Raw genomic sequence first — 21,256 nt, forward strand, 5'->3', positions numbered from 1 at the left:
AGAATGTCCTTCTTATTTTTATGGCTGCTTTTTTTGCGACAGCCCCGAGAAATATCAAAAGAGCTGTGGCAAAATATCCAAAGCCGTATTTCCTGTAATTTACAAAACTAAGAGGCAGCGTTTTTTCGCTGCCTCTTATAACGAATTCTGATTTCTTTATTTCTTACCCCAACGAGCGCACAAGCCCTTCAAAATCCAGGTCTTCAAAGGTGGTGATTACGCAATCGGCCTGAGAAAGATCCTGATCACCGGAGTTTGGATTGTGGTACGCAATGCACTTCATTCCGGCAAGTTTTGCTGCCTTGATGCCATTGCAGGAATCCTCGATTACAACGCACTCTGACGGGTTAACTGCCAGTTTTTCCGCTGCCAAAAGATAGATATCAGGAGCTGGCTTCGACTGTTCCACCTCACAAGCACTTGCTACAGCGCTAAAATACTCTAGCAGTTGGAAAGCCTCCAGTACAGCTTCGATATTTTGTCTGGTTGCGGATGAACCAAGAGCAATGAGATAATTCTTTCGGTGAAGCTCCCTGATCAGTCCGTCTACTCCACGGATTGGCTTTTGCTCCTTCTGAGATCTTAAATGGTCAAGATATCTTTGCTGGTACGTCTCGACCAAATCACCGAGCTCTTCTTTCAATCCGTATTTTGTTTTCAGCCTCGTGAAGATTTCCACATCACCTACTCCGACAAAGGTATAGTATTCCTCATCGGTAATGTCCAGGCCCAGTTCACTGTAATACAGCTTTGACAATCGGTAATGAATGGGTTCACTGTCAATGATGACACCATCCATATCAAACAGCACTGCTTTTACCATATTCGTATGACTCCTTACCTAAAAACTAATTGCTCCTGTTTTTCAGCCCAAATGAATGAATTGATCATAACTGCTGGCTCTGTATAATTAAATTTACCATATTTACAAGACTCTGTAAACGAATGCATTACCCCAGGGAAAAGAGATAATCCTCCAGGAATTTACCATAATTCGTTTTCGTAACAGTCGAGAGATCCGCTGTTGGTTTTCGGGTTTCTCGGAGAGGGGTGGTCGATATGATAAAATCATATTCATTTTCGGCCTTGTATGTGTATTGATAGGTGGAACATACGTCTACAATTTCTAAATCCAGCGATAACTCTGATAAATACTTACAAAGCATAATCCCTGCGGAGATTCCGCTATCGCACACCAGCAGCGCTTTTTTCTTCTTAATGGTTCTCTTTTGTGAAAGGGTAAAGTGCATGGTCAGAATGATCAGTTCCTCTTCACTGGGTTTCACACCGCAAATTCCCTCATATAAATTGCTGGACTTTGAAACAGCATTGAAAATCTCCAGATTCTTCTTGGAAAACTCATTTCTTTGTATGGTATTGATAGGAATGGATTCTTCCAGCCGTTCCAATGAATTCTTTAAATGAAAGAGGATACCGAAGAACAGCAGCTTATCAGATGCAAAGGATGAGCCGAGCTGCGCATCCACATAATCGATGAGGCATATAGCCAGCAGTTCTATCTTTTTCGGAATGTCCTTCAGGATTTCATCTGGATTTGCTCTCAGCGCATGATGATTGAACGTATTGTAGCTCATTAGATGCATACAGATGTAGATGCGCTCTGACTCAGGAAATGAGAGGCTGAATTCTTTCTCAATCCTGGAAGCAATATAATCAGCAGTGCTCCGTTCTAGTCTGCCGTATTCCCCTTCGGGAGGCAGAAAGCATTCGTCCACATTCTTACCGGAGCTTAATCTTGCAATACAGATAATCAGATGGGTCACCAATGCTACAAAGAACTCATTGGTGAGAAAGAAATCGAATTTCTTTTCCGCATCTTCAATGATTGCGAACACAGGTTTATTATCTATTTTTGGGTACACATCTTTCACTCTGAGAAGCTTTTCGTCGGAAATTCTGCTTGTGGAATCGAAATCCGTCATCAACAGCTGCTCTCTGGTTTTATAAATGTCAAAAAATCCAGCAATGGCATTTCTTCTGGATACTTCATTTCCGATAATACCAATTCCGCGCCGCTGGGTCTTAAAAAGCTGCAGGTCAAAATTGGAAAGCCATTGACTGACCCATTCTAAATCCTTGAGAATGGCAGTTCGGCTGATATAAAACTGATCCGCAAAAAACTGGATCGTCAGCTCGTCATTGGAAAAGATCAAAGCCTTGAGCATTTCAAGCCTTCTTACTACGCCTTCATCAAAGAGACTAAACTTTTCGCCGTTTAACAGATCTTCCAGCTTTCTCCTGTCATCATCTGAGATAAGCAGCCTGAGTCCCTGCCCTTGCTTCTTATGGAATACGATATTCATTAACCCGATATCAGAAAGCCAGTCTTCCAGCTTATGCATGTAATTCTGTACGGAACGCTTGGAGATTCCCACATGCTGCGATAAAAAATCCAGTGTCAGATAACCGTCACTTTGCAATAATAATTCCAGTATCTTTTTCAATCTTTCTTCAAAATGATTCATAGCAGATTACCATTTGCTCCCAATATAATCAACAACAAAGTACTAGAGCACATTTTATCAATATACCACTAAACTCTCAAAAAAGCCAGTACCCCGCGGTCTTCTATCCGAGATCTATGCCCGTGCTTATGCCGATGCTTAAACTGTCTCAACGGTAAAATACAATACCTTACCTGTTTCGGTGCTTTTAATCAGCGTATTTACCAGACTGCATGCAGCCGGACCCTCTATATTGCTTACCTCAAATTCCAGCCTGAGACCTGTCTTTTTCACAAACTGAAATTCCACGTCATTTTCCCGGTATTCCGTGAGTAGATTAATAATCATATCGCTTGCCATGGGTGCATTTACAATTAGCCGCATTGTTACCTCCTTAAATTAACACTTGTCCTTGCCATCATATCAAATCCCGATCTTGATTCTCGATTGGTAAAGATCGACAAAGATGCGATAAGAAAGGGAAATCCTTGAAATAGATAGATAGACAGAAATTTCACTCCACTTCTCACAATCATCATCAGATGATGCAAAAGCCGTTTACGCTGAGGATTCCACGAAACAACCCGCAGCTTCATCACCAGCTTCCCTAGGGTCGCTCCTGAAAAAATCAGCTGGGATGTGACTTCGTAGAGAAACCAGATCAGCAGCGTCTGCACATATGCTGTGTTGAATAACTTCAGCATTCGGTTCGCCAGTTCCTGATTTCCCGGAGCTGCAGGTCCTGCCTGTATGGCATCCAGCGCTGCTTTGACCGCCGGAAAATCCGGCTTACCCGTCATGCGATAGGTAACCATCAGAATACAAAGCACAATGACGACATCAACTGCAAATGCCGCCAAACGCCTCCAGCGATATCCCCGTGGGGCTTCTTCTCCTAGATTCATACCAAGAAAACTCATGTTCATCACCTTATTTTTCACGATTCAAAAGGAACAACGTTGCCCTCCCCGATGAAAACGGGGAGGGACATAATAGATTGCTTATGATTGCTCATTTCTGATTGCTCATTACTTATTACTTATTGTTCATTACTGATTGGCCATTACTTATTGTACATGATCTTTACTTATTGATTATCGGCAAGCCGCTCCATTTCATAGTTCTTCTTATCCCAAATACTGATAAAGGGGAGCCATACCAAAAATGCAGCGGTAAAAGAAATCATCTGTGCCACAACACCCATCAGACTTTTAGTCATTAAAAATCCGCTGATGAAAAATGGCGTTGTCCACGGAACCATAAGATTGCAGTAAGGAAAGATTCCCACAGCAGTACCCACATACTGAATGGTCAGTACAACGATAGGCGCTGCAATAAATGGAATCATCAGGAATGGGTTTAATACGATGGGCAATCCAAAGGTAATCGGCTCATTGATATTGAACAGACCAGGGCCGATTCCAATTCTTCCGATTTGTTTTAATAATTTAGATTTTGCGAAGACCAGCATATAGACTACAACGGGAAGGGTAGCACCAGATCCGCCCATCCAAATACCGTTCTCATAGAATGGCTGGGTCACAATATTTTGGGCTCCATTGCTGAGATTTTCCTGAAGATTTACGATCCACATAGGCTCAAACAGCGGGAAAATAATGACTGCGGAACCATGAATACCAAGGGACCACAGGAAATGCTCCGTAAATACTGCTACCAAGGTACCGGCATAAGAGGTGCCAAAGCCTCTTAACGGGGTTGAGATTACGGTCGTGATAAATTCCGGAAAGCTGCCCCATGGTGTAACGGAAAACAATCCGCGGATAATGACAAACAACAGAATAATGACAGCACCGGGAAGCAGCGCAACGAACTGCCTCGACACGCTTAGAGGCACTGATTTCGGCAGCTTGATTGTGAAATTTTTCTGAACCAGCAATCGGTAGATTTCGCCGGAGATCAGCGCGATGATCAGCGCGGTAAAGAGTAAGTGGGCATCAAAGGTTGAAGCCGCCCATGCGGAAACAGTTGCGTCTCCATCCTGATAGGCGCCAATGATATTGGTTGTGAAAAATGCAGCAAGTGCTATAATTCCTGCAGGAGTCCCATCAATTTTGTAGCTGTTTACAAGAGAGCTTGACACACCATAGCACGCAACCAACGCGACGATTCCATAGGTAGCATTCATGATAATTCCTTCAAATGCATTCCAATTTTCGCCAAAGGTATTGGTCATGAAATTGAGATAGGCTTCCACAGGAAATTCGGCGACGATCATAGAAAATGCACCGAGAATCAGAAGCGGCATAACCATGACGATACCGTCACGCAGAGCGATGAGATGCCTCTGTGCTCCCATTTTGGAAGCGATGGGCAAAAACTTTTCTTCCATAAAGTTTTGCTTACTAGTCATTAAGATCCAACCTCCTTTTATGATTCTTTATAAATAAACTTACGGATTAACACTTTGGTATTTCGCAAATGCATTTGCAAAGATCTTCTCTCCGTTTACAAGCGCATAATCTGTGAAGTCTATGGTGTCAATAACAGCAATTTTTCCGCCGTATTCCTTCTGAAACCGTGGCATATGATACCTTACCTGAGGACCCAGCAGCAGGATGTCTGTATGGTCAAGCCTGTCGTTTGCCTTATCAAAGGGGGCAGCGTCAACATCAACACTGATTCCCTTTGCTTCCGCAGCTTCTTTTATCCTGTCAATGAGCATGCCCGTGGACATCCCTAAGTTGCACAATAATGTAATTGTAAGCATTTAAACCGCCCCCTCTTTCATCGTTTCGTATAAATGAATGAATTCTTCCGCCATATCCCGCATCAGCATCGCTGCTGTCAGGTGATCCTGTGCGTGTACCATCAAAAGAGTAATTTCTGTTTTTGTCCCCAGCATTTCCCCCCTGATCAGTTCAGTCTGTACTTCATGGGTTCTAACCATGCCTTCTTTTGCTTTTTCGATACATTCCCGAGCTTCGGTAAAATTTCCTTCTCTTGCATGGGATATGGCTTCCATCGAATAACTCCGTGAGTCACCTGCACCGGCAATTAACTGCATTGCCATTTCAAAAATGTCCACTTCTGTCTCCTCTCAGTTTTCTCCGAATTTCATTGCAAATAACTCTTCAAGTGTCTTTGCTGCTACCGTTTCATCAGAACCTTCAATTTCTACCGTTAAAGATTCTCCGTATTTCGCATTCAGCGTGATTACGCCCAGTACAGTTTTTAGATCAAACACCTCACTTTCCTTCTTTACGAAAATTGAGCTTGCAAAGCTGCTGGCGCAGCGTACGATCCTGCTCGCAACGCGGGCATGAATTCCAAACTCGTTCAAGATTTTAAGTTCCATTGTTATCATCGTCTTACCTCTTTATGACTAAATTGTTGTTTCAAAAACTCCTCCAGTTCCTGAGCTGAATCAAAAAGCAAAGCTTTTTTCATGATTTCTGCCGCATCGGAGCTTCTGGTTTCGCAGATGATTTTCCTGACCTTGGGAATCGCAGGAATACTCACACTGAGGTTATCAACCCCCATTGCCACCCATAATGGAATGAGTGCGGGGATTTCACCTGCCTGACCGCAGATATCCACTTCAATTCCATTTCGTTTTCCGCATTCGCAAATATGTTTGATTGCTCTTAATAATGTCGGTTGGAAATATGAGTTCAAACCGGTTACCCTTTGATTCATTCGGTCAGCAGCAAAAAGATATTGAGTCAGATCGTTTGTCCCGATACTAAAAAAGTCTACTTCTCTGGCAAACCGATCCGCATCAAATGCAGCAGCCGGTGTCTCTACCATCATCCCTATGTGAATGGCTCCAGCATGAGGGATTCCCTTTTTCTCCAGTTCCGCCTTGACTTCTTCCGCAAGTGCTCTCGTTCTTAAAACCTCGTCAATGGTAGCAATCATCGGCACCATAAACGATGTATTTCCTCCGGCTCCTGCCCGCAATATGGCAGAAATTTGTGTTTTAAAGAGCTCCGGATGATCCAAGCAATATCGAATGGCACGATACCCCAGAAATGGATTTTCTTCCTTTTCAATCCCCAGGCTCCCGATATTCTTATCACCGCCAGCATCCAGGGTTCTGATAATCAAAGGCCGCCCTTCCAGCCTCTTAGCTATGTTCGAATAGACCTTATACTGAAGCTCTTCCGTCGGTAAGCTTTCACCAGCCATATACAGAAATTCTGTCCGAAACAGCCCCACTCCTTCTCCCCCGTTTTCCAGCAAAGCTGTCACATCATTTTCCGAGGTGATATTGGCATAGACCTGCATCTTTGTTCCATCCAGCGTCTGCGTGGCGCATTTCTTGTATCGATCAAGCTGCTGCTTTTCTATCTTTTCTTTTGCGGTATATGCCTCATATTCCGCCGTCTGCGCCTGGGTCGGATTGGTGATTACCTCGCCGGTACTGCCGTTCATGATTACCATTTCTCCGTGAATCGCCTGATCCAAAAGTCCCTCTATCCCTACGATACAGGGTATGTCCATGGCTCTGGCAATAATTACGCTGTGGGAGGAGCTGCCTCCCTTCTCAAGCAGGATTCCCTTTACTCTATCACGGTTGATTCCTGCCGTTTGTGACGGGGTCAAGTCGGCGGCGGCTACAATGGAATCTTCCAAGATACCAGTCAGGGTTTTCTGTTCTTTCCCCGTGAGGATAGCGTTGAGTCTTCTTGAAATATCAACCATATCGATGGTACGCTGCTTCAAATAATCGTTGTCCATATTCTCAAAAAGCGCTATATACTTTTGAGCCGCAATATGAACCGCATATTCGCAATTGACCTGTTCCTTTTGAACAGCAGTCTGAATGAGACCTAAAAAACCGGTATCCTCCAGCAGTAAAAGCTGGTAATCAAAAATCTCCCGGTTATCTGCTGCCATATGTTCAGGCATTGCCCCCATAATTTCTTCCAACTGTGCCCCACAGACTTCCTTTGCTGCTAAGAAACGCTGATATTCTGTTTCAGGGTCATCAACAATTCTCTTTTCTATTAGAACGGTATCTTCATCCAGAAGATACGTTTTGGCCTTTGCCATTCCTGGCACAACACCGATTCCAACCATTTTCATCACCCTAATCATTACTGTTTTATCTGTGTTATCCTCAATTAAACATAATCTTAGCATGGTGCATTTTAAAAAGGAACGGTGCAAAAGTCCATTTAATTGCCAAAACGATATGGAAAAGAAGATTACTTTTTTAGAATATAATGGAATAAGAATCCATCTTGTAGAAAATAACGAATTTATTGCTACATTGGCCACACAAAAAACCGTTCGTTGCCGAACGGTTTTTGTGAGTAAGCGATGATCGTTATCTTCACACTGCTGCGCTTACAGCGTTATAATATCGTTATGTTCACACTGCTGCACTTACAGTGTTATAATCCTGATGTGTTTGCGGATTGTGAGCAGGTTGAATGCGGCCACCTACAGATCTACTTCTGTACCATAATAAATGCAAGTAAAGAGTTGTTCCATTTCTGCAGGAGTTATTGGTCTCGGGTTGGAACCGGTACAGGCATCTCCTACTGCCAGTTCAGCAATCAGCGCGATCTTTTCCTTGAACTCGTCTTCCAGAATGCCGAATTCCTTCAGGCTCTTTGGAATGCCAAGGGCAACATTGTAAGCATCAATCTTGTCACAGAGCTGCTTCACTAATTCAGCATCAGTTCCCGTGAGGTCGACACTTCTGGCGATATCCGCATATCTTGCCTCTGCGTTCTTTGCATTAAACTTGATAACATAAGGCAGGTAGATTGCATTGGCACAGCCGTGAGGAATATGTCCCGTGGAGAATGCTGCCCCCGTTTTGTGGGCCATAGAATGGACGATTCCCAGCAATGCGTTGGTGAACGCCTGACCTGCCAGACATTGGGCATAGTGCATCTGCTCTCTTGCCGCCATATCTCCCTCAAAGGAAGCAGGAAGATATTCAAATACCATCTGGATTGCCTTGATGGCAAGGGGATCGGTGAACGGTGAATTCAGCGTGGATACATAAGCTTCCACCGCATGGGTCAGAGCATCCATACCAGTATGTGCCGTTAAGGTTGGCGGCATGGTCTCTGCCAGATCCGGGTCAACGATGGCGATGTCCGGTGTGATATTATAGTCAGCCAGCGGATACTTTACGCCCTTGGCATAGTCAGTGATAACGGAGAAAGCCGTTACTTCCGTCGCAGTACCCGATGTGGAAGGAATGGCAACAAACTGAGCCTTCTTTCTGAGTGTAGGGAAGGAAAACGGCTGGATGATATCTTCAAAGGAAGTCTCGGGATATTCATAAAATACCCACATGGCTTTGGCTGCATCAATGGGAGAACCGCCGCCCATGGAGATGATCCAATCTGGTTCAAATTCTCTCATCATCTCCGCACCCTTCATAACGGTCTCCACCGAAGGATCGGGCTCAACATTTTCAAATAATTTGGTTTCAATTCCGGCTTCTGTCAGATACGCCACCGCACGATCCACAAATCCAAACTTTTTCATAGAACCGCCGCCCAGGACGAGTACGGCTTTTTTTCCTTTCAGGCTTTTCAGCTGTTCCAGGGAACCTTTTCCGTAGTACATATCTCTTGGTAATGTAAATCTCATCGTAACAACCCACTTTCTTCTTAGAACGCGTCTAAAATCTCACTGCACGCTTACGGCACAAGTAATATTCAAACATGTTCCAATGTTAAAAAAATAATTATCCAATATGTACTTTTTAATTTGCAATTGTCGTGCCAAGTAGCAAATGACTTCATATCCTCAGTTATTTCAACGTTCGCAATCGAAGTATTTTTATAAAAAAAAGAAGCGTTGCATATTCCAACACTTCTTGCGATTATATACGATGCATTTTCCAACACTGTTGTTTTTTTCGACAGTCTGTTTCCTGCATATTGCCAATAGTTTAACATACCTCGTTCAGAAACGCTGCGGACTCCTGCATGTTTCTATAAGAAAGCACATGTTTCAAATGTCCGCAGGTTTCAAATATCCGCAGGTTTCAGATGTCCGCAGGTTTCAAATATCCGCATTTTTAAATGCCCTTCTCTTTCTGATACCTGTTGATTTTAGCATGAAGTGTGCTTCGGTTCACCCCTAGCACCTGTGCCGCTCTGGTGATATTCCCTCCGCATTTTTCAACACAAGTCAGGATTGCTCTTTTTTCCCATTCTTCCAGGGAGCACATGTCGTAGAAAGAACCCAAAGGCGTCTCCACTTGATATGGTTCCGACTCTTGAATTTCAAATTCCAGTGAAGTATTTCCGTCCATATTCACAATGTTTTCAATACAGTTTTCCATTTCTCTGATATTCCCGGGCCAGCGGTATCTTAGCAGCTTTTCATAAACGTCCAGCTGAACCTTTGGGATGGGTTTTCCCAGCTTTACCGCTTTCACTTTTAAAAAGTGCCTGATCATCAGTTCTATGTCGCCTTCCCGCTCCCTCAGCGGCGGAACATAGATGGGAATAACGCTTAATCGGTAGTAGAGGTCTTCCCGAAAGGTACCCCGTTCTATTTCTTTTTTCAGATCTTTATTGGTCGCTGCTATAATTCTTACGTCGGTTATGGTGCACTTATTCCCTCCCAGCCGATTGACACAGCCCTCCTGGAGCACCCGCAAAAGACTCACTTGCATATCCAGCGGCATTTCCCCGATTTCATCCAGAAACAGGGTTCCTCCATTGGCTAGTTCAAATTTCCCAGGATGGCCTCCCCGCTTGGCTCCCGTAAAGGCGCCCTCTTCATATCCAAAGAGTTCACTCTCAATCAGGCTTTTGGGAATGGCTCCGCAGTTGATTGCTACAAAGCTGCTGTTTTTCCTGCTGCTGTTGTTATGGATGGACTGGGCAATCAACTCCTTACCCGTGCCGCTTTCTCCCTGAATCAAAACGGTAGAGGGACTGTCAGAGATGCTTTTCACCTGAGCTTTCAGCTTCACAATACTTTTGCTTTCTCCGATAATGTCATCAAACGTATAAGCCGCAATCATCCCTGTATATTTGTTGATCATATTATAAACATTTTGGATATCCTTAAAAACCGCCACGGTTCCGGTAATCTTTCCATTCGGGTTCTTGATAGGATATACGCTTAAATCAAACCGGTTCTTCTTTTGATTTCCAAAGTAGATGATCTCCCTGTTTTCAAAGGCATTCTTCTCCTTGAGCTGGGTGATGATCCACTCCCAGTTTTCCAGTATCTGACGTGCTTTTTTTTGCAGAATTTCCCCTCTGTCGATTTCCAGCATCCTGCACAGATTATTGTTGACCGCCTTTACCACGCCGTTTGTATCTGCCGCAAAAAAGCCAGAATTCATAGAGTCCATTACGGTACTGAGGTAATCATAGGCTCCTTTTAATTCCGTTTCGGCTTTCTCCGCCGTAAGCTGATGTTCGATGGACTTAACCGCTGCAACCACAAGCCCCAGCGTGTGGGGGTGGGCAGACTGACGCCAGCCGGTGAGATTCAGGCATCCGATGATTGCCCCGTTCTCGTCATGAATCACTGCAGCAGAACAGGTCCAGATATAAAAAGCCCTGATATAATGATCCTCACCCGAGGTTTGAATGGAGCAGTCCTCATGGAGTGCCGCACCCATGGAGTTGGTTCCAGTACTTTTTTCACTCATATCCGAACCAACCACGATTCTGGCCTTGGCTTGTCCTTCCAAAATGTCTTCGTCCCCAATAATGGTCAAAACCACCCCGCTTCGGTCCGTGAGATAGATGGAAAAGCCAGAATCCCGGAGCACGTCATACAGGATCTCCATAAATGGTTTAGCGATTTGAATGAGTGCATCGTTTTCTTCCAGTACCGCCGCGAGTTCTGCTCCCTGCAAGATCCATGCAGGACCCGGACGATCCTTATCTACACCATATTGAGCCGAACGCTCCTGAGAGCGCCAGATAATATCTTTATATTTTGCTGTTGAGTTCATCGATCGTTCTCCTCATGGGATTGAATTTTGCATAACTGGCTTTATGGCTATATTAAAGCACAAACCGCAGATAGAAATCAATTTTTTTCATTAGCTGAACTTATTTCAATCGTTCTGGCATTACGTATCGAGATTCTCAAAGGTTACGATTTTACCAGCTTCATCAACATAGAAGTTCGCCTCATATACACTGCTTATGGAACCATACACAGAATTGTCATTGTACTGCTTTATAATGGAGGCTTCACCAATACCGCACTTTTGAGCATACTGCCTTGGGGACAGAATATTGCCCGTCTCATTGTCATAATACCAAATAATCCGGTGACGTCCGCCTCCCGCATCTACGATACCATATGCTTCATTCAGCACAAGAGCCGCTGTGTTTTTCCATGTGTGTACCTCGTAGTCAACGGAATATTCCGCCAGTCTTCCCTGATAGAGCGGCGAATCATCTCCCGCTTCCAATTGACTGAGCAATTCCTGATAGAGCTCCAGATCGATATTTGCGTTAATTGCATCCCCGTTAGGGACATTGTCAGAAACCTTTGGCAAACGGATCTTGACGTGGGATATATATGGAGGATTGGCATTCGACGGATCTCCCAGCTTCTCCCATGGAAGTTCTATGTCTTTGGAAAAATCCGCGAGGGTTTCAACCTGAAACGCGCTTTTTTTGTTTACAGGCTGATTGACTAAGTTTTCTGGATTACCCGCACCGTCATAAACATACCTTCTCTCATATGCAGCGATCATTTCGATGGAGGAAACCTTTCCGTTCTTGATGTAAAACGTAATATCATTGGAGGTCTGATCATCCGGGTAGTAGAAATAGGCATACTCAACCCCCTTGTTTCTTTTACCAATCGGGCTACTGTCAGATGACCTTGCATTTCTGAGATAATACAAATCATCAGGATACAAGCGCAAGAGTTCCCTTTGAGAGGATCCCACGGAGATTCCTCGGTAGGTTTTCGGCCCCCACGGTCTGTCGGTACACATATAGCTGACGACAGCAAGCGCCTCCTTGGAATCAGGCATATTGTAGTGTAAGGTCTGGATGAGAAAACCGGCTATTTCACCAGAAGTGGTAAGATTACCTCTGTCTTCATATTCAGTCAGGGCCGAATAATCTGCAAAATAATCGGTATATTCCACCTTCCTGTTTGTTAGTCTCAGATAGGACGGTACGGTGTATTGTTTATCGTTCAAACTAATGCGCAAAGGTTCTGACCCATCTTCAAAAATAAAAGAGTACTCATCAATGGTACGGTAGGCATCTTCATTAAAATCCGCATCATAATCGGGGAAGTGTTCCTTGAGATATTCTACACACCACGGGTCTGAAAATTCCGGGATTCGTACAACATTGCTTCCGGTAATCTTGTCATCTACATAGCTGACAATCAAAATTAAATCGCCTGGCGCCGAATCAGCGGTGTAGGGTGTTGTCTTTTCAAAGGAAATCCAGCCTTCTTTGTCCAGTTCGAAAGATAGGCTTTTTCCTTTTAAAACATTTGCATCGGGCAAAAGCCGATAAGAGAAGTAATAAAATTCCTCGTATGCTGATTTGATGCCATCGATGACTCGTTGACCTACCAGCCTGTCGTAAATATCAACTCGCTTTGCAAGCTGCAGGTTGGTGATCTCACTATCCAGAATTTTAATTGCTGCAAGCGAACCATTGTCGTCCAGCAGATTCCAGCCGCTGGTATAAAATTGTATCGTCTCATCAACCTTTTGCTGGGCCTGCGCAAGAACCTCCGGCGAAGCAGCCACCTTTTGTTCCTTAGGCAGCACCGGCACATCGCTTTCTCCGCTATCTTTCTGGCAGAGTCTGTAAATCCCCAGGCCGGAAAGAAATAAAACGCAGGCCAATAGAACCCATAGAATTTTTTTGTCCCGGAAGTGAATCAAGATTTGTTTCATGTTAACCATGCCCTTTCTGATTTTTTTACGTACTGACAAAGAGTACGCCATAGAAATCACATGAAAGATGTTCTATTAAAGCGATGCATAGAGAAAACAAGGCGTATTTTTATATCTATAATAACAGAATTAGTAACCACAATATTTACAGAGGATATCACAAAGAAAGCTTCAATACCGTTAGTATATCACAAGAAAAAAGATGCCGTCTATCGCACAGACGAAAATAGAGGCGTGCTGCGCCTCTATTTTCGTTGTTAACCTATTAGCCCAAGGAAGCACTGATTCAATCATCAGTTTAATCGTTTCCCTGTTCTACTCCCGATCCGATCTACATTCCAATATACTTTACATAATCCTGGACGGACATAAGGGGCATCTCCAATTTTGCCTTTGTTATTTCTGTAACCTCCCCACTATGTGCCATCTCAAAACCGGCCCGTTCTACGACCTCCAAATATTCATCAACCGTGCTTTTGACTGCTTCATCGGTACTTTTCAGGAGCTTTCCGCAGTTTCTGTAGATTTCCAAGCTGGGGTTACATGGCGCAGAAACCGCCTTCATGATCTCGAAATTCTTATCCCCGGGGAAACCGCAGTTTGATATCACTACGAATTTCTGTTCCTTAGGTTTGGTGTCGGCCAGATCAAAAGTTTCGTTGGTCTGTACGATTAACGGCGATTTCAGGGGCACGAGACGATCCAGAAAATTTTTCAGCACTGCCGTCATATTCCATGTGAAAACAGGGGTACCTAAACATACGACATCAGCTGTCATATACTTTTCAAGCAGCTCGGTCATATCATCCTGCATAATGCACTGACCCGGTGTTTTAAACCAACATGCAAAGCAGCCCTTACAGTATCCGATGTTCTTATCAATCAAAAATACAGTTTCCGTTTCTGCCCCTGCCCGCTGGGCCCCCTGCAGAAATGCTTTATCTATCACATGGGTTGCGCTGTTTTTTCCGGCAGGGCTTCCATTAAAATTCACAAATTTCATTTTTCTTTCCTCCTCATATTCATCATAATGTACTCCCGAAAGATTATCAATCTACGCTTCGTAGAGCTGTGGCAGATAATATTAATATGGGCTTTGCTTTTCTGTAATAGAAACCCAGTCGTAGATTATCTGCAATCAAAAGACGGCTGCTATTGAGGTTTTGATCTCAATAACAGCCGCCTTCAATTTAATGATTACCGACGTCGCTTATAAACAAAATAGTACGTTGCCAGAGGCCACCAAGCCAGTGCAAAAATGGGGTAGACTGCCCAGATGGTATGCGGTGTGGTGATCACATTCGTAGAAATGAAGAATGCCGCGCTCAGAAGTGTACCGCATATTGAAAATGACATGGCATGCCCTCGTTTGGCAAGCCCAATGCTAAGCGGCCACCAAAGCAGTACATATGCCGGAAAAATAGCCCATGGGAATCCGGTATAGATCCGCATATTTAGTACAATATAGTAGGCGATCCCTACTGCGCTCAATCCGACAGCTGCCATCGGTCCATACGCCCTTTTGCCCAAAAAAACACAGATGGGCCACAGAAGAACGGGGAAAATTGTGAAAGGCACCCATGGATAGGATGGTGAATTCATAAAATTATCTGCGGTGAAAAATGCGAGAATGACGAGCGAACCGATGACCGAATACGCTTTGGCAGTACTCGGCCTCATCAGAGAGACGCTAAGCGGCCACCAGATCACAGCAAAGGAGGGGTAGATAAACCAAGGAGAACTCCACGAAGTCAGATAATTTGTGATAAAAAGAAAAACAATGATTACGATACTTCCCACAATGGAAAAGCCCATTGCATAACGGCGGTTATTTTCAATATACTTATTCAATGATATCATCCTCTCTGTTTCTTTCACGAAGCTGGTTGAAATACATTGCAATAGGCCACCATATCACTGCAAAGGCTGGATATATAAACCAAATCGATCGTGGGCTGTAGTAAAAATTCATAAATAGAAGAAGCGCTAGAATGAGGACAAAAGCTGCCACAGAGTATAGAAATGACATACTCTTTCCGCTTTTTTGACGGAACCAATAAAAGAAAATCGACATAGGCCACCATATCACGGCGAATACAGGGTAAACAAACCAGATATGTTCGGGTGTGTAATAAAGATTGATAAAAAGGAATAGCACAGTGATGATAGCACCACCCCAAATCGAAAAACCAAGTGATAGTCCTAGGTTTTTGTTTTCTATGATCCGAGCACTGTCTACAAGTTCTTTCTGGATATCATCGATATCACCAAAATCCTCAATCGTGATTTGGATCGCTTCGTCTTCTGACTGACCCTGAGAAATCAAGTCAGCCACTTTATCGCTAAGATCCTGGTTTATTTCCAGCATCATCTCAGTTTTTCTTTTGCTATCGGGAATATCCCGAAAAAGCCTGTTGATATGTGTTTCTATTTTTTTCATTCTAACCCCTCCATAAAAATGTCGATGATCTCGCGAGCTTTGTGCCAGTTTTTGATTTCTTCTTCAAGATAAGCCTCGCCAGATTCGGTTATACTATAATAACGGCGTCTGCTTCCATTGGATACATTGCCAAGATATGATTCGATATACCCCTTTTTTTCGAGCCTTTGGAAGACTGCATAGAGCGTTGCCTCTTTTATCTGAAACTCTTTACCAGTTCGGCTGGCAATCTCTTTTGAGATCTCATAGCCGTAACAGTCCTTTTCAAAAATCATCCGTAATATGATCGCGTCCAGATGCCCCCGTATAATATCACTGCTTATCAATAAAACTCCTCCTTATCCTTGCCTCAAAGATGCCTCAACGCAACGGAGAATACTCTGTCAGGCAGTACTCTATCAGGCATAGTTATTTTAGCACAATTATCGTAGCATGAATTACTCTATCTGTCAAAGTAATTTTTATATTTTTTATCACGTGCAGTAAATAACACTTTTGAATCCCATAAAATAACCTTGAGATTCAAAGATTACTTACTTTCTTACGATTGTATGTTTAATTTGACCACATAAAGTGGTAATATAAAGCTATGAGTAAAGAAAATATAAACACACAAAAAACCTCCTATTTGATTAAGAGGTTCATACCTTATTTCAAGCCCTACAAGCACATCCTTGCATTGGATCTGTTCTGCGCCACTCTGACTACCTTATGTGATCTGGTTTTACCCGTGATTGTACGAAGCCTGACAAATAAAGCTGCATATCATTTAGAGCAGCTAACCCCCAGGCTGATCCTGACCATAGGCACGATCTATCTGGCGCTGCGTATTGTTGATGTAATTGCCAACTATTATATGGCCAGCGTCGGCCATATCATGGGTGCTCGTATCGAAACGGATATGCGAAAGGATTTATTTGAGCATTTGCAGCAGCTTTCTTATTCCTTCTATAACAACACGAAGATCGGACAGCTGATGGCCCGAATCACCAGTGATTTGTTTGACGTTACAGAGTTTGCCCATCATTGTCCGGAGGAATATTATATCGCCCTTGTAAAAATCACCGTAGCCTTCTGTATTTTAGGTGCAACAAACATATGGCTTACGCTGCTGATCTTTGCATTAATCCCGGTCATGATCATTTTTGCAATGCGATATAGTCTCAAAATGAGAACTGCATTTAAAAAATCCCGAAATCAACTGGGAGAAATCAATGCGCAAGTGGAAGACAGCCTACTCGGGGTGCGGGTGGTAAAATCCTTTGCCAATGAAGATCTTGAGGCAGAGAAATTTAGAAAAGGCAATGAGGGGTTCCTCGACGCGAAAAAGGAAGTCTATAAGTATATGGCTGCATTTCAGAGCACGACCCGCTTTTTCGACGGGCTCATGTATCTTGTTGTAGTGGTTGCCGGGGCGATTTTCATGATGAAAGGACTCATAACCCCGGGAGATTTTATGGCATATCTCCTGTATGTTGTCATGCTCCTTGCGACGGTAAGAAGAATCGTGGAATTCACAGAGCAATTCCAGCGCGGTATGACCGGCATCGAACGTTTTATTGAAGTGATGGACGAAGAGGTCGAGATCAAAGATGCAGCTGACGCAATTCCGGTACAGAAAGTAAAAGGAAATATACGGTTTGACCATGTCAGCTTCCATTATAAAGATGATGATGAGAATGTGTTGACCGATCTTAATTTTGAGATCAAAGAGGGAGAAAACATTGCATTGGTAGGGCCGTCAGGCGCAGGAAAGACAACACTCTGCAATCTGATCCTGCGGTTTTATGATATCACGGCAGGTTCCATACAGGTTGATGGAAACGATATCCGAAATGTCACAACACATAGTCTGCGATCCCAAATCGGAATGGTTCAGCAAGATGTCTATCTGTTCTCAGGTACCGTTTACGATAACATTGAATACGGAAGACCGGGAGCAACCCACGAAGAAATCGAAAAAGCTGCCAGGCTGGCAGGCGCAGACAAATTTATCGAAGAACTGCCAGATGGCTACAATACCTACGTGGGCGAGCGGGGCGTTAAATTATCAGGCGGACAAAAGCAGAGAATTAGTATCGCACGGGTGTTCCTGAAAAATCCCCCGATCCTGATCCTGGATGAAGCGACATCTGCCCTTGACAATGAGAGCGAACGGCTGGTTCAGCAATCTCTGGAAGAGCTTACAAAGGGACGAACCACCCTAACCATTGCCCATCGACTGACGACGATCAAGAATGCAACGAAAATATTCGTCCTCACCGACGACGGGATTGAAGAGTCGGGAAATCATGAAGAGCTGCTGGCAAAAGGCGGCTTGTATGCGCGGCTCTGGATGTAAGGTGAAGACTATTGTAAAGCTTCTATTGCAATACTTCCCCCTCTGGCAATTTCAACGGGGCTGCTGACCCGTCCGCGAAGTAGTTTTATCAGCTGGTCGTTTTCTTTTTCTGACCGCACGCATTCCAATAAAACAGAATCTTTATTAAAATCCAATATATTTACACCGTAAACCTGAGCAAATCGAAAGAGCTCTGTTTTTTCCGCTTCCGAGCACTTTAGAACCTTGAGATACATGAGCTCTTTGTTATGGATTGGAAGATCGGTATAATCAATCACCTTGATCACCTCAACGACGCGGTTGATCTGTTTCTTGATCTGCTCAAATGTCGTATCATCGCTGGATAGGCCAATCGTCATTCTTGAAATCGTCTCATCCTCCGTGGCACCTACCGTCAGGCTGTCCAGATTGTATGATTTCCCGGAAAATAGCCCTGAAATACGGGCAAGCACGCCCACCTCATTTTCGACAAACAGGCAAAGCCATCGTTTCTTCATAGAAAAACCTCCTCCATTTCGCTGTCCATAATCATTTCGGTAAGCGGGCTTCCCGGCGGGACAATTGGCAGAACATTTTCCTCCGGCGCAATCATGAATTCGATTACCGTAGGAACAGAGCGATTCCTTCTCGCAGCCTGAAACGCCGCCTCTATCTCCTCAGACCGCGTCACCCGAATGCCAGACGCGCCATAGCTTTCCGCCAGCTTGATAAAATCTGGAATATAGGGCGGACAGCTGCTTCCAGGATTGCTGCACTGCGCTTCGCATTGTTTTCGATACCGCAGACAGGTGCTGGAATAGTGTTTCTGATAGAATAACTGCTGCCACTGCCTCACATTGCCGAGGTAACCATTATTAAAGATACATATGATCACGGGCAGCTCCTGAACCACAGCGGTCGCCATTTCCTGAAGATTCATCTGCATTCCACCGTCTCCGCATATGGCGATGACGTCTTTATCAGGGTTTCCCAGTTTTGCGCCCAAGGCGGCAGGGAATCCGTATCCCATGGTCCCCAGCCCCCCGGAGGTCAACATCATCCTGTTTTCATCCAGCTCCAAAAACTGCGTCGTCCATAGCTGATTCTGACCAACATCGGTCACTACAATAGAATTTTGAAAGCTATGGTTTATTTGCTCAAGAATCCCTTGGGGTGTAAGTCCTTCGCTCTTTCTCTTCAGCGGATAAGCTTCTTTCCATCCTGCGATTTCACTGAGCCAGTCCCTGCAGTCCAAACGGCTTGTTTTTTTCAGCAGCAGTTCAATCGCTTTTTTCGCATCTGCAACGATAGGAATATCTACCTTGACGTTCCGGGAAATAGAGGCAGGATCAATATCAATATGGATCAGCGTGATATCTTTTGCAAAGGTCTCTGTCTTTCCTGTGATCCGGTCATTAAAACGAGTTCCGATGGAAAGCAGCACATCGCAGTCACTGATGGCCCGGTTCGCAGCATAACTTCCGTGGATCCCAATATTACCAATATACAAAGGATGGTCTGTTGGAATGGCACCCTTTCCCATAATGGTTGTAACAACAGGCATTCCGATGGATTCAACAAGCTGTTTCATTTCTTTCTGCCCTTGCGCAATATTGACTCCGCCGCCGATCAAAAGCAAAGGTCTCTTCGCCTGTGCAAGAACACCAATTGCTTTTTTGATTTGCCCCTCGTGGGCTGTACTTCCAGGCTTATAACCTCTGAGCGCAACCGTTTCAGGATAGGTATCCTCTCCAAGCGCACGCTGGATATCCTTCGGCAAATCTACTACAACAACACCCGGCTTTCCGGTTCTCGCAATATAGAACGCCTTTTTAATAATTTCTCCGAGGTCTTTGCGATCTCGAACCGTAACAGAATACTTGCAGATATTCCTTGTGATGCCCACGATGTCAACCTCTTGAAACGCATCATTTCCAATCAGGCTTGTGGCCACCTGGCCCGTAAAACAGACCAGCGGCACGCTGTCATAATTGGCTGTCGCAATACCGGTGACCAGATTGGTTGCCCCGGGACCGCTTGTTACGAGACAAACCCCTGTTTTACCCGTGGATCGCGCGTAACCATCCGCCGCATGGATCAACCCCTGTTCGTGGCGAGGAAGAATCACCTCAATCTCATTCTGCCCATACAGGGCATCAAAAAGATCGATTGCCTGACCGCCCGGATAACCAAACAAGATTTCAACCTGTTCTTCCTTTAATGCTTTTACAAAAAGCTCCGCACCTGAGATTTCCATTCTTTCCTCCTATTCCAAGGCAATGCAAGTGAACACTTGCATTTCATGTAATTTTAATGGCACCATCTGTTTGACGGTACCATTAAAATTCTTCTATTTAGATCTGTTCTAAATATATAAGGATTGTAAGTTCGTTAAGATATCCAAATGGTTAATGAATAACGTTTCGTTTCCTCTTTTCAGGCATGCTGTATCCCGGTGAGAAACAAGGATATGCTGTTTCTAATGTATTCTTCCTGCTTTACCCCTGTCAATTCGTCTCCGAAGGATGCTTTCAGAAAAGTAAAGCCAAAGGTGGCCGAAAAGATGGTCATGGCAAGGGATTCAAAATCACAGCTTTCGATTTTACCCCTTTGATGCATCTGTTCAAAGTACGAAATCAATGCCTTCAAGAAGGCTTCTGGAATTTTCATAATATATGGCTTGGTCTCTTCATAGATCTGCGGAGCGCGCAGACCCACCGAAAGGCTGACAAAATCCTGTGTGACACGCTGCAGGTAATTTCTCATGAACATTTCCAGATCAGGCTGCAGTTCCCATTTCACATTCTGAAAGACAGCCTGTGACACATTTGCCCGCCATTTCTCCTGCTCCATACCCGATAATACGATATCCTTCTTCCCGTCGAACTTTCGAAATATGGTGCATTCATTGACGTGGGACCTGCTTGCGATATCCTTCGTCGTTGTTGCAACATAGCCCTTTTCCTTGATGAGCTCCATCGTGGCATCGATTATTTTTTGTCTGGTTTCGTCCAATGCTGATCCTCCGTACGAATGCTGTTCCACGTGCAATTGCTGATCTTCCTCGTGCAAATGCTGTACCTCATGCAAATGCTGTTCCTCGTGCAAATGCAAGACCTGACCGTGCAAGTGATTACTTGCATTCTATCTTGTTTCTACGGAAGTGTCAAGAAAAATAAACTCGT

At 44.2% G+C, this 21,256-nt stretch carries 19 protein-coding genes and 1 pseudogene; 1 reads left to right on the forward strand and 19 read right to left on the reverse strand.

Translation table 11 applies throughout. The features are described 5' to 3' along the window. Nucleotides 1-163 precede the first annotated feature (163 nt). The 16 genes and pseudogenes from FRZ06_10620 to FRZ06_10695 all read right to left on the reverse strand — a co-directional run bounded on the left by FRZ06_10620 (nt 164) and on the right by FRZ06_10695 (nt 16,077). Nucleotides 164-823, reverse strand: a complete 660-nt coding sequence (locus FRZ06_10620; GenBank protein ID QOX63767.1) for an HAD family phosphatase — start codon at nt 821-823, stop codon at nt 164-166. A 127-nt stretch (nt 824-950) separates the two neighbouring features. Next, on the reverse strand, nt 951-2,486 hold the full coding sequence (locus FRZ06_10625; protein QOX63768.1) for a PRD domain-containing protein: 1,536 nt from the start codon (nt 2,484-2,486) through the stop codon (nt 951-953). A gap of 138 nt (nt 2,487-2,624) precedes the next feature. Beyond that, nucleotides 2,625-2,849, reverse strand: coding sequence for a hypothetical protein (locus tag FRZ06_10630; GenBank protein ID QOX63769.1), 225 nt, complete (start codon nt 2,847-2,849; stop codon nt 2,625-2,627). Between the two features lie 2 nt (nt 2,850-2,851). Beyond that, nucleotides 2,852-3,391 (reverse strand): RDD family protein, encoded by a 540-nt coding sequence (locus FRZ06_10635; protein ID QOX63770.1) that lies wholly within the window; start codon nt 3,389-3,391, stop codon nt 2,852-2,854. A 161-nt stretch (nt 3,392-3,552) separates the two neighbouring features. Beyond that, nucleotides 3,553-4,836 (reverse strand): PTS sugar transporter subunit IIC, encoded by a 1,284-nt coding sequence (locus FRZ06_10640; protein ID QOX63771.1) that lies wholly within the window; start codon nt 4,834-4,836, stop codon nt 3,553-3,555. Between the two features lie 39 nt (nt 4,837-4,875). After that, on the reverse strand, nt 4,876-5,193 hold the full coding sequence (locus FRZ06_10645; GenBank protein ID QOX63772.1) for a PTS sugar transporter subunit IIB: 318 nt from the start codon (nt 5,191-5,193) through the stop codon (nt 4,876-4,878). Then, a complete protein-coding gene (locus FRZ06_10650; GenBank protein ID QOX65908.1) occupies nt 5,194-5,490 on the reverse strand; it encodes a PTS lactose/cellobiose transporter subunit IIA in 297 nt (98 codons plus the stop codon). It abuts the gene before it with no gap. Nucleotides 5,491-5,523: 33 nt separating this feature from the next. After that, on the reverse strand, nt 5,524-5,790 hold the full coding sequence (locus FRZ06_10655; GenBank protein QOX63773.1) for an HPr family phosphocarrier protein: 267 nt from the start codon (nt 5,788-5,790) through the stop codon (nt 5,524-5,526). Beyond that, nucleotides 5,787-7,508, reverse strand: a complete 1,722-nt coding sequence (ptsP, locus tag FRZ06_10660; GenBank protein ID QOX63774.1) for a phosphoenolpyruvate--protein phosphotransferase — start codon at nt 7,506-7,508, stop codon at nt 5,787-5,789. Before ptsP ends, FRZ06_10655 begins: the two co-directional genes overlap by 4 nt. Before the next feature lie 366 nt (nt 7,509-7,874). Next, on the reverse strand, nt 7,875-9,044 hold the full coding sequence (locus FRZ06_10665) for an iron-containing alcohol dehydrogenase (GenBank protein ID QOX63775.1): 1,170 nt from the start codon (nt 9,042-9,044) through the stop codon (nt 7,875-7,877). A 433-nt stretch (nt 9,045-9,477) separates the two neighbouring features. Beyond that, the gene (locus FRZ06_10670) at nt 9,478-11,382 is read right to left on the reverse strand and encodes a PAS domain-containing protein (GenBank protein ID QOX63776.1); all 1,905 of its coding nucleotides are present in this window, start codon (nt 11,380-11,382) and stop codon (nt 9,478-9,480) included. A 120-nt stretch (nt 11,383-11,502) separates the two neighbouring features. Next, nucleotides 11,503-13,311, reverse strand: coding sequence for a hypothetical protein (locus tag FRZ06_10675; GenBank protein QOX63777.1), 1,809 nt, complete (start codon nt 13,309-13,311; stop codon nt 11,503-11,505). A 331-nt stretch (nt 13,312-13,642) separates the two neighbouring features. Further along, a complete protein-coding gene (locus FRZ06_10680; protein QOX63778.1) occupies nt 13,643-14,314 on the reverse strand; it encodes a flavodoxin family protein in 672 nt (223 codons plus the stop codon). Nucleotides 14,315-14,508: 194 nt separating this feature from the next. Further along, nucleotides 14,509-15,162, reverse strand: coding sequence for a 2TM domain-containing protein (locus FRZ06_10685; protein QOX63779.1), 654 nt, complete (start codon nt 15,160-15,162; stop codon nt 14,509-14,511). 184 nt (nt 15,163-15,346) lie between these two features. Beyond that, a pseudogene (locus FRZ06_10690) lies at nt 15,347-15,751 on the reverse strand (hypothetical protein). Then, entirely contained in the window at nt 15,748-16,077 is a 330-nt protein-coding gene (locus FRZ06_10695; GenBank protein QOX63780.1) for a PadR family transcriptional regulator, read from the reverse strand. The pseudogene FRZ06_10690 and the gene FRZ06_10695 overlap by 4 nt, the downstream one beginning before the upstream one ends. A 263-nt stretch (nt 16,078-16,340) precedes the next feature. On the opposite strand from FRZ06_10695, the gene FRZ06_10700 reads away from it, so the two are divergent. Further along, the gene (locus FRZ06_10700; GenBank protein QOX63781.1) at nt 16,341-18,092 is read left to right on the forward strand and encodes an ABC transporter ATP-binding protein; all 1,752 of its coding nucleotides are present in this window, start codon (nt 16,341-16,343) and stop codon (nt 18,090-18,092) included. Between the two features lie 8 nt (nt 18,093-18,100). On the opposite strand, the gene ilvN is transcribed toward FRZ06_10700, so the two are convergent. From ilvN to FRZ06_10715, 3 genes are all read right to left on the reverse strand, one after another. Further along, a complete protein-coding gene (gene ilvN, locus FRZ06_10705) occupies nt 18,101-18,589 on the reverse strand; it encodes an acetolactate synthase small subunit (GenBank protein QOX63782.1) in 489 nt (162 codons plus the stop codon). Next, complete coding sequence (gene ilvB, locus FRZ06_10710; GenBank protein ID QOX63783.1) at nt 18,586-20,328, reverse strand: biosynthetic-type acetolactate synthase large subunit; 1,743 nt, start codon at nt 20,326-20,328, stop codon at nt 18,586-18,588. Before ilvB ends, ilvN begins: the two co-directional genes overlap by 4 nt. A 179-nt stretch (nt 20,329-20,507) precedes the next feature. Continuing rightward, nucleotides 20,508-21,086 (reverse strand): TetR/AcrR family transcriptional regulator, encoded by a 579-nt coding sequence (locus tag FRZ06_10715; GenBank protein ID QOX63784.1) that lies wholly within the window; start codon nt 21,084-21,086, stop codon nt 20,508-20,510. Nucleotides 21,087-21,256: the final 170 nt, after the last annotated feature.

The sequence above is a fragment of the Clostridiales bacterium genome (assembly GCA_015243575.1).
GTDB lineage: Bacteria > Bacillota > Clostridia > Peptostreptococcales > Anaerovoracaceae > Anoxybacterium > Anoxybacterium hadale.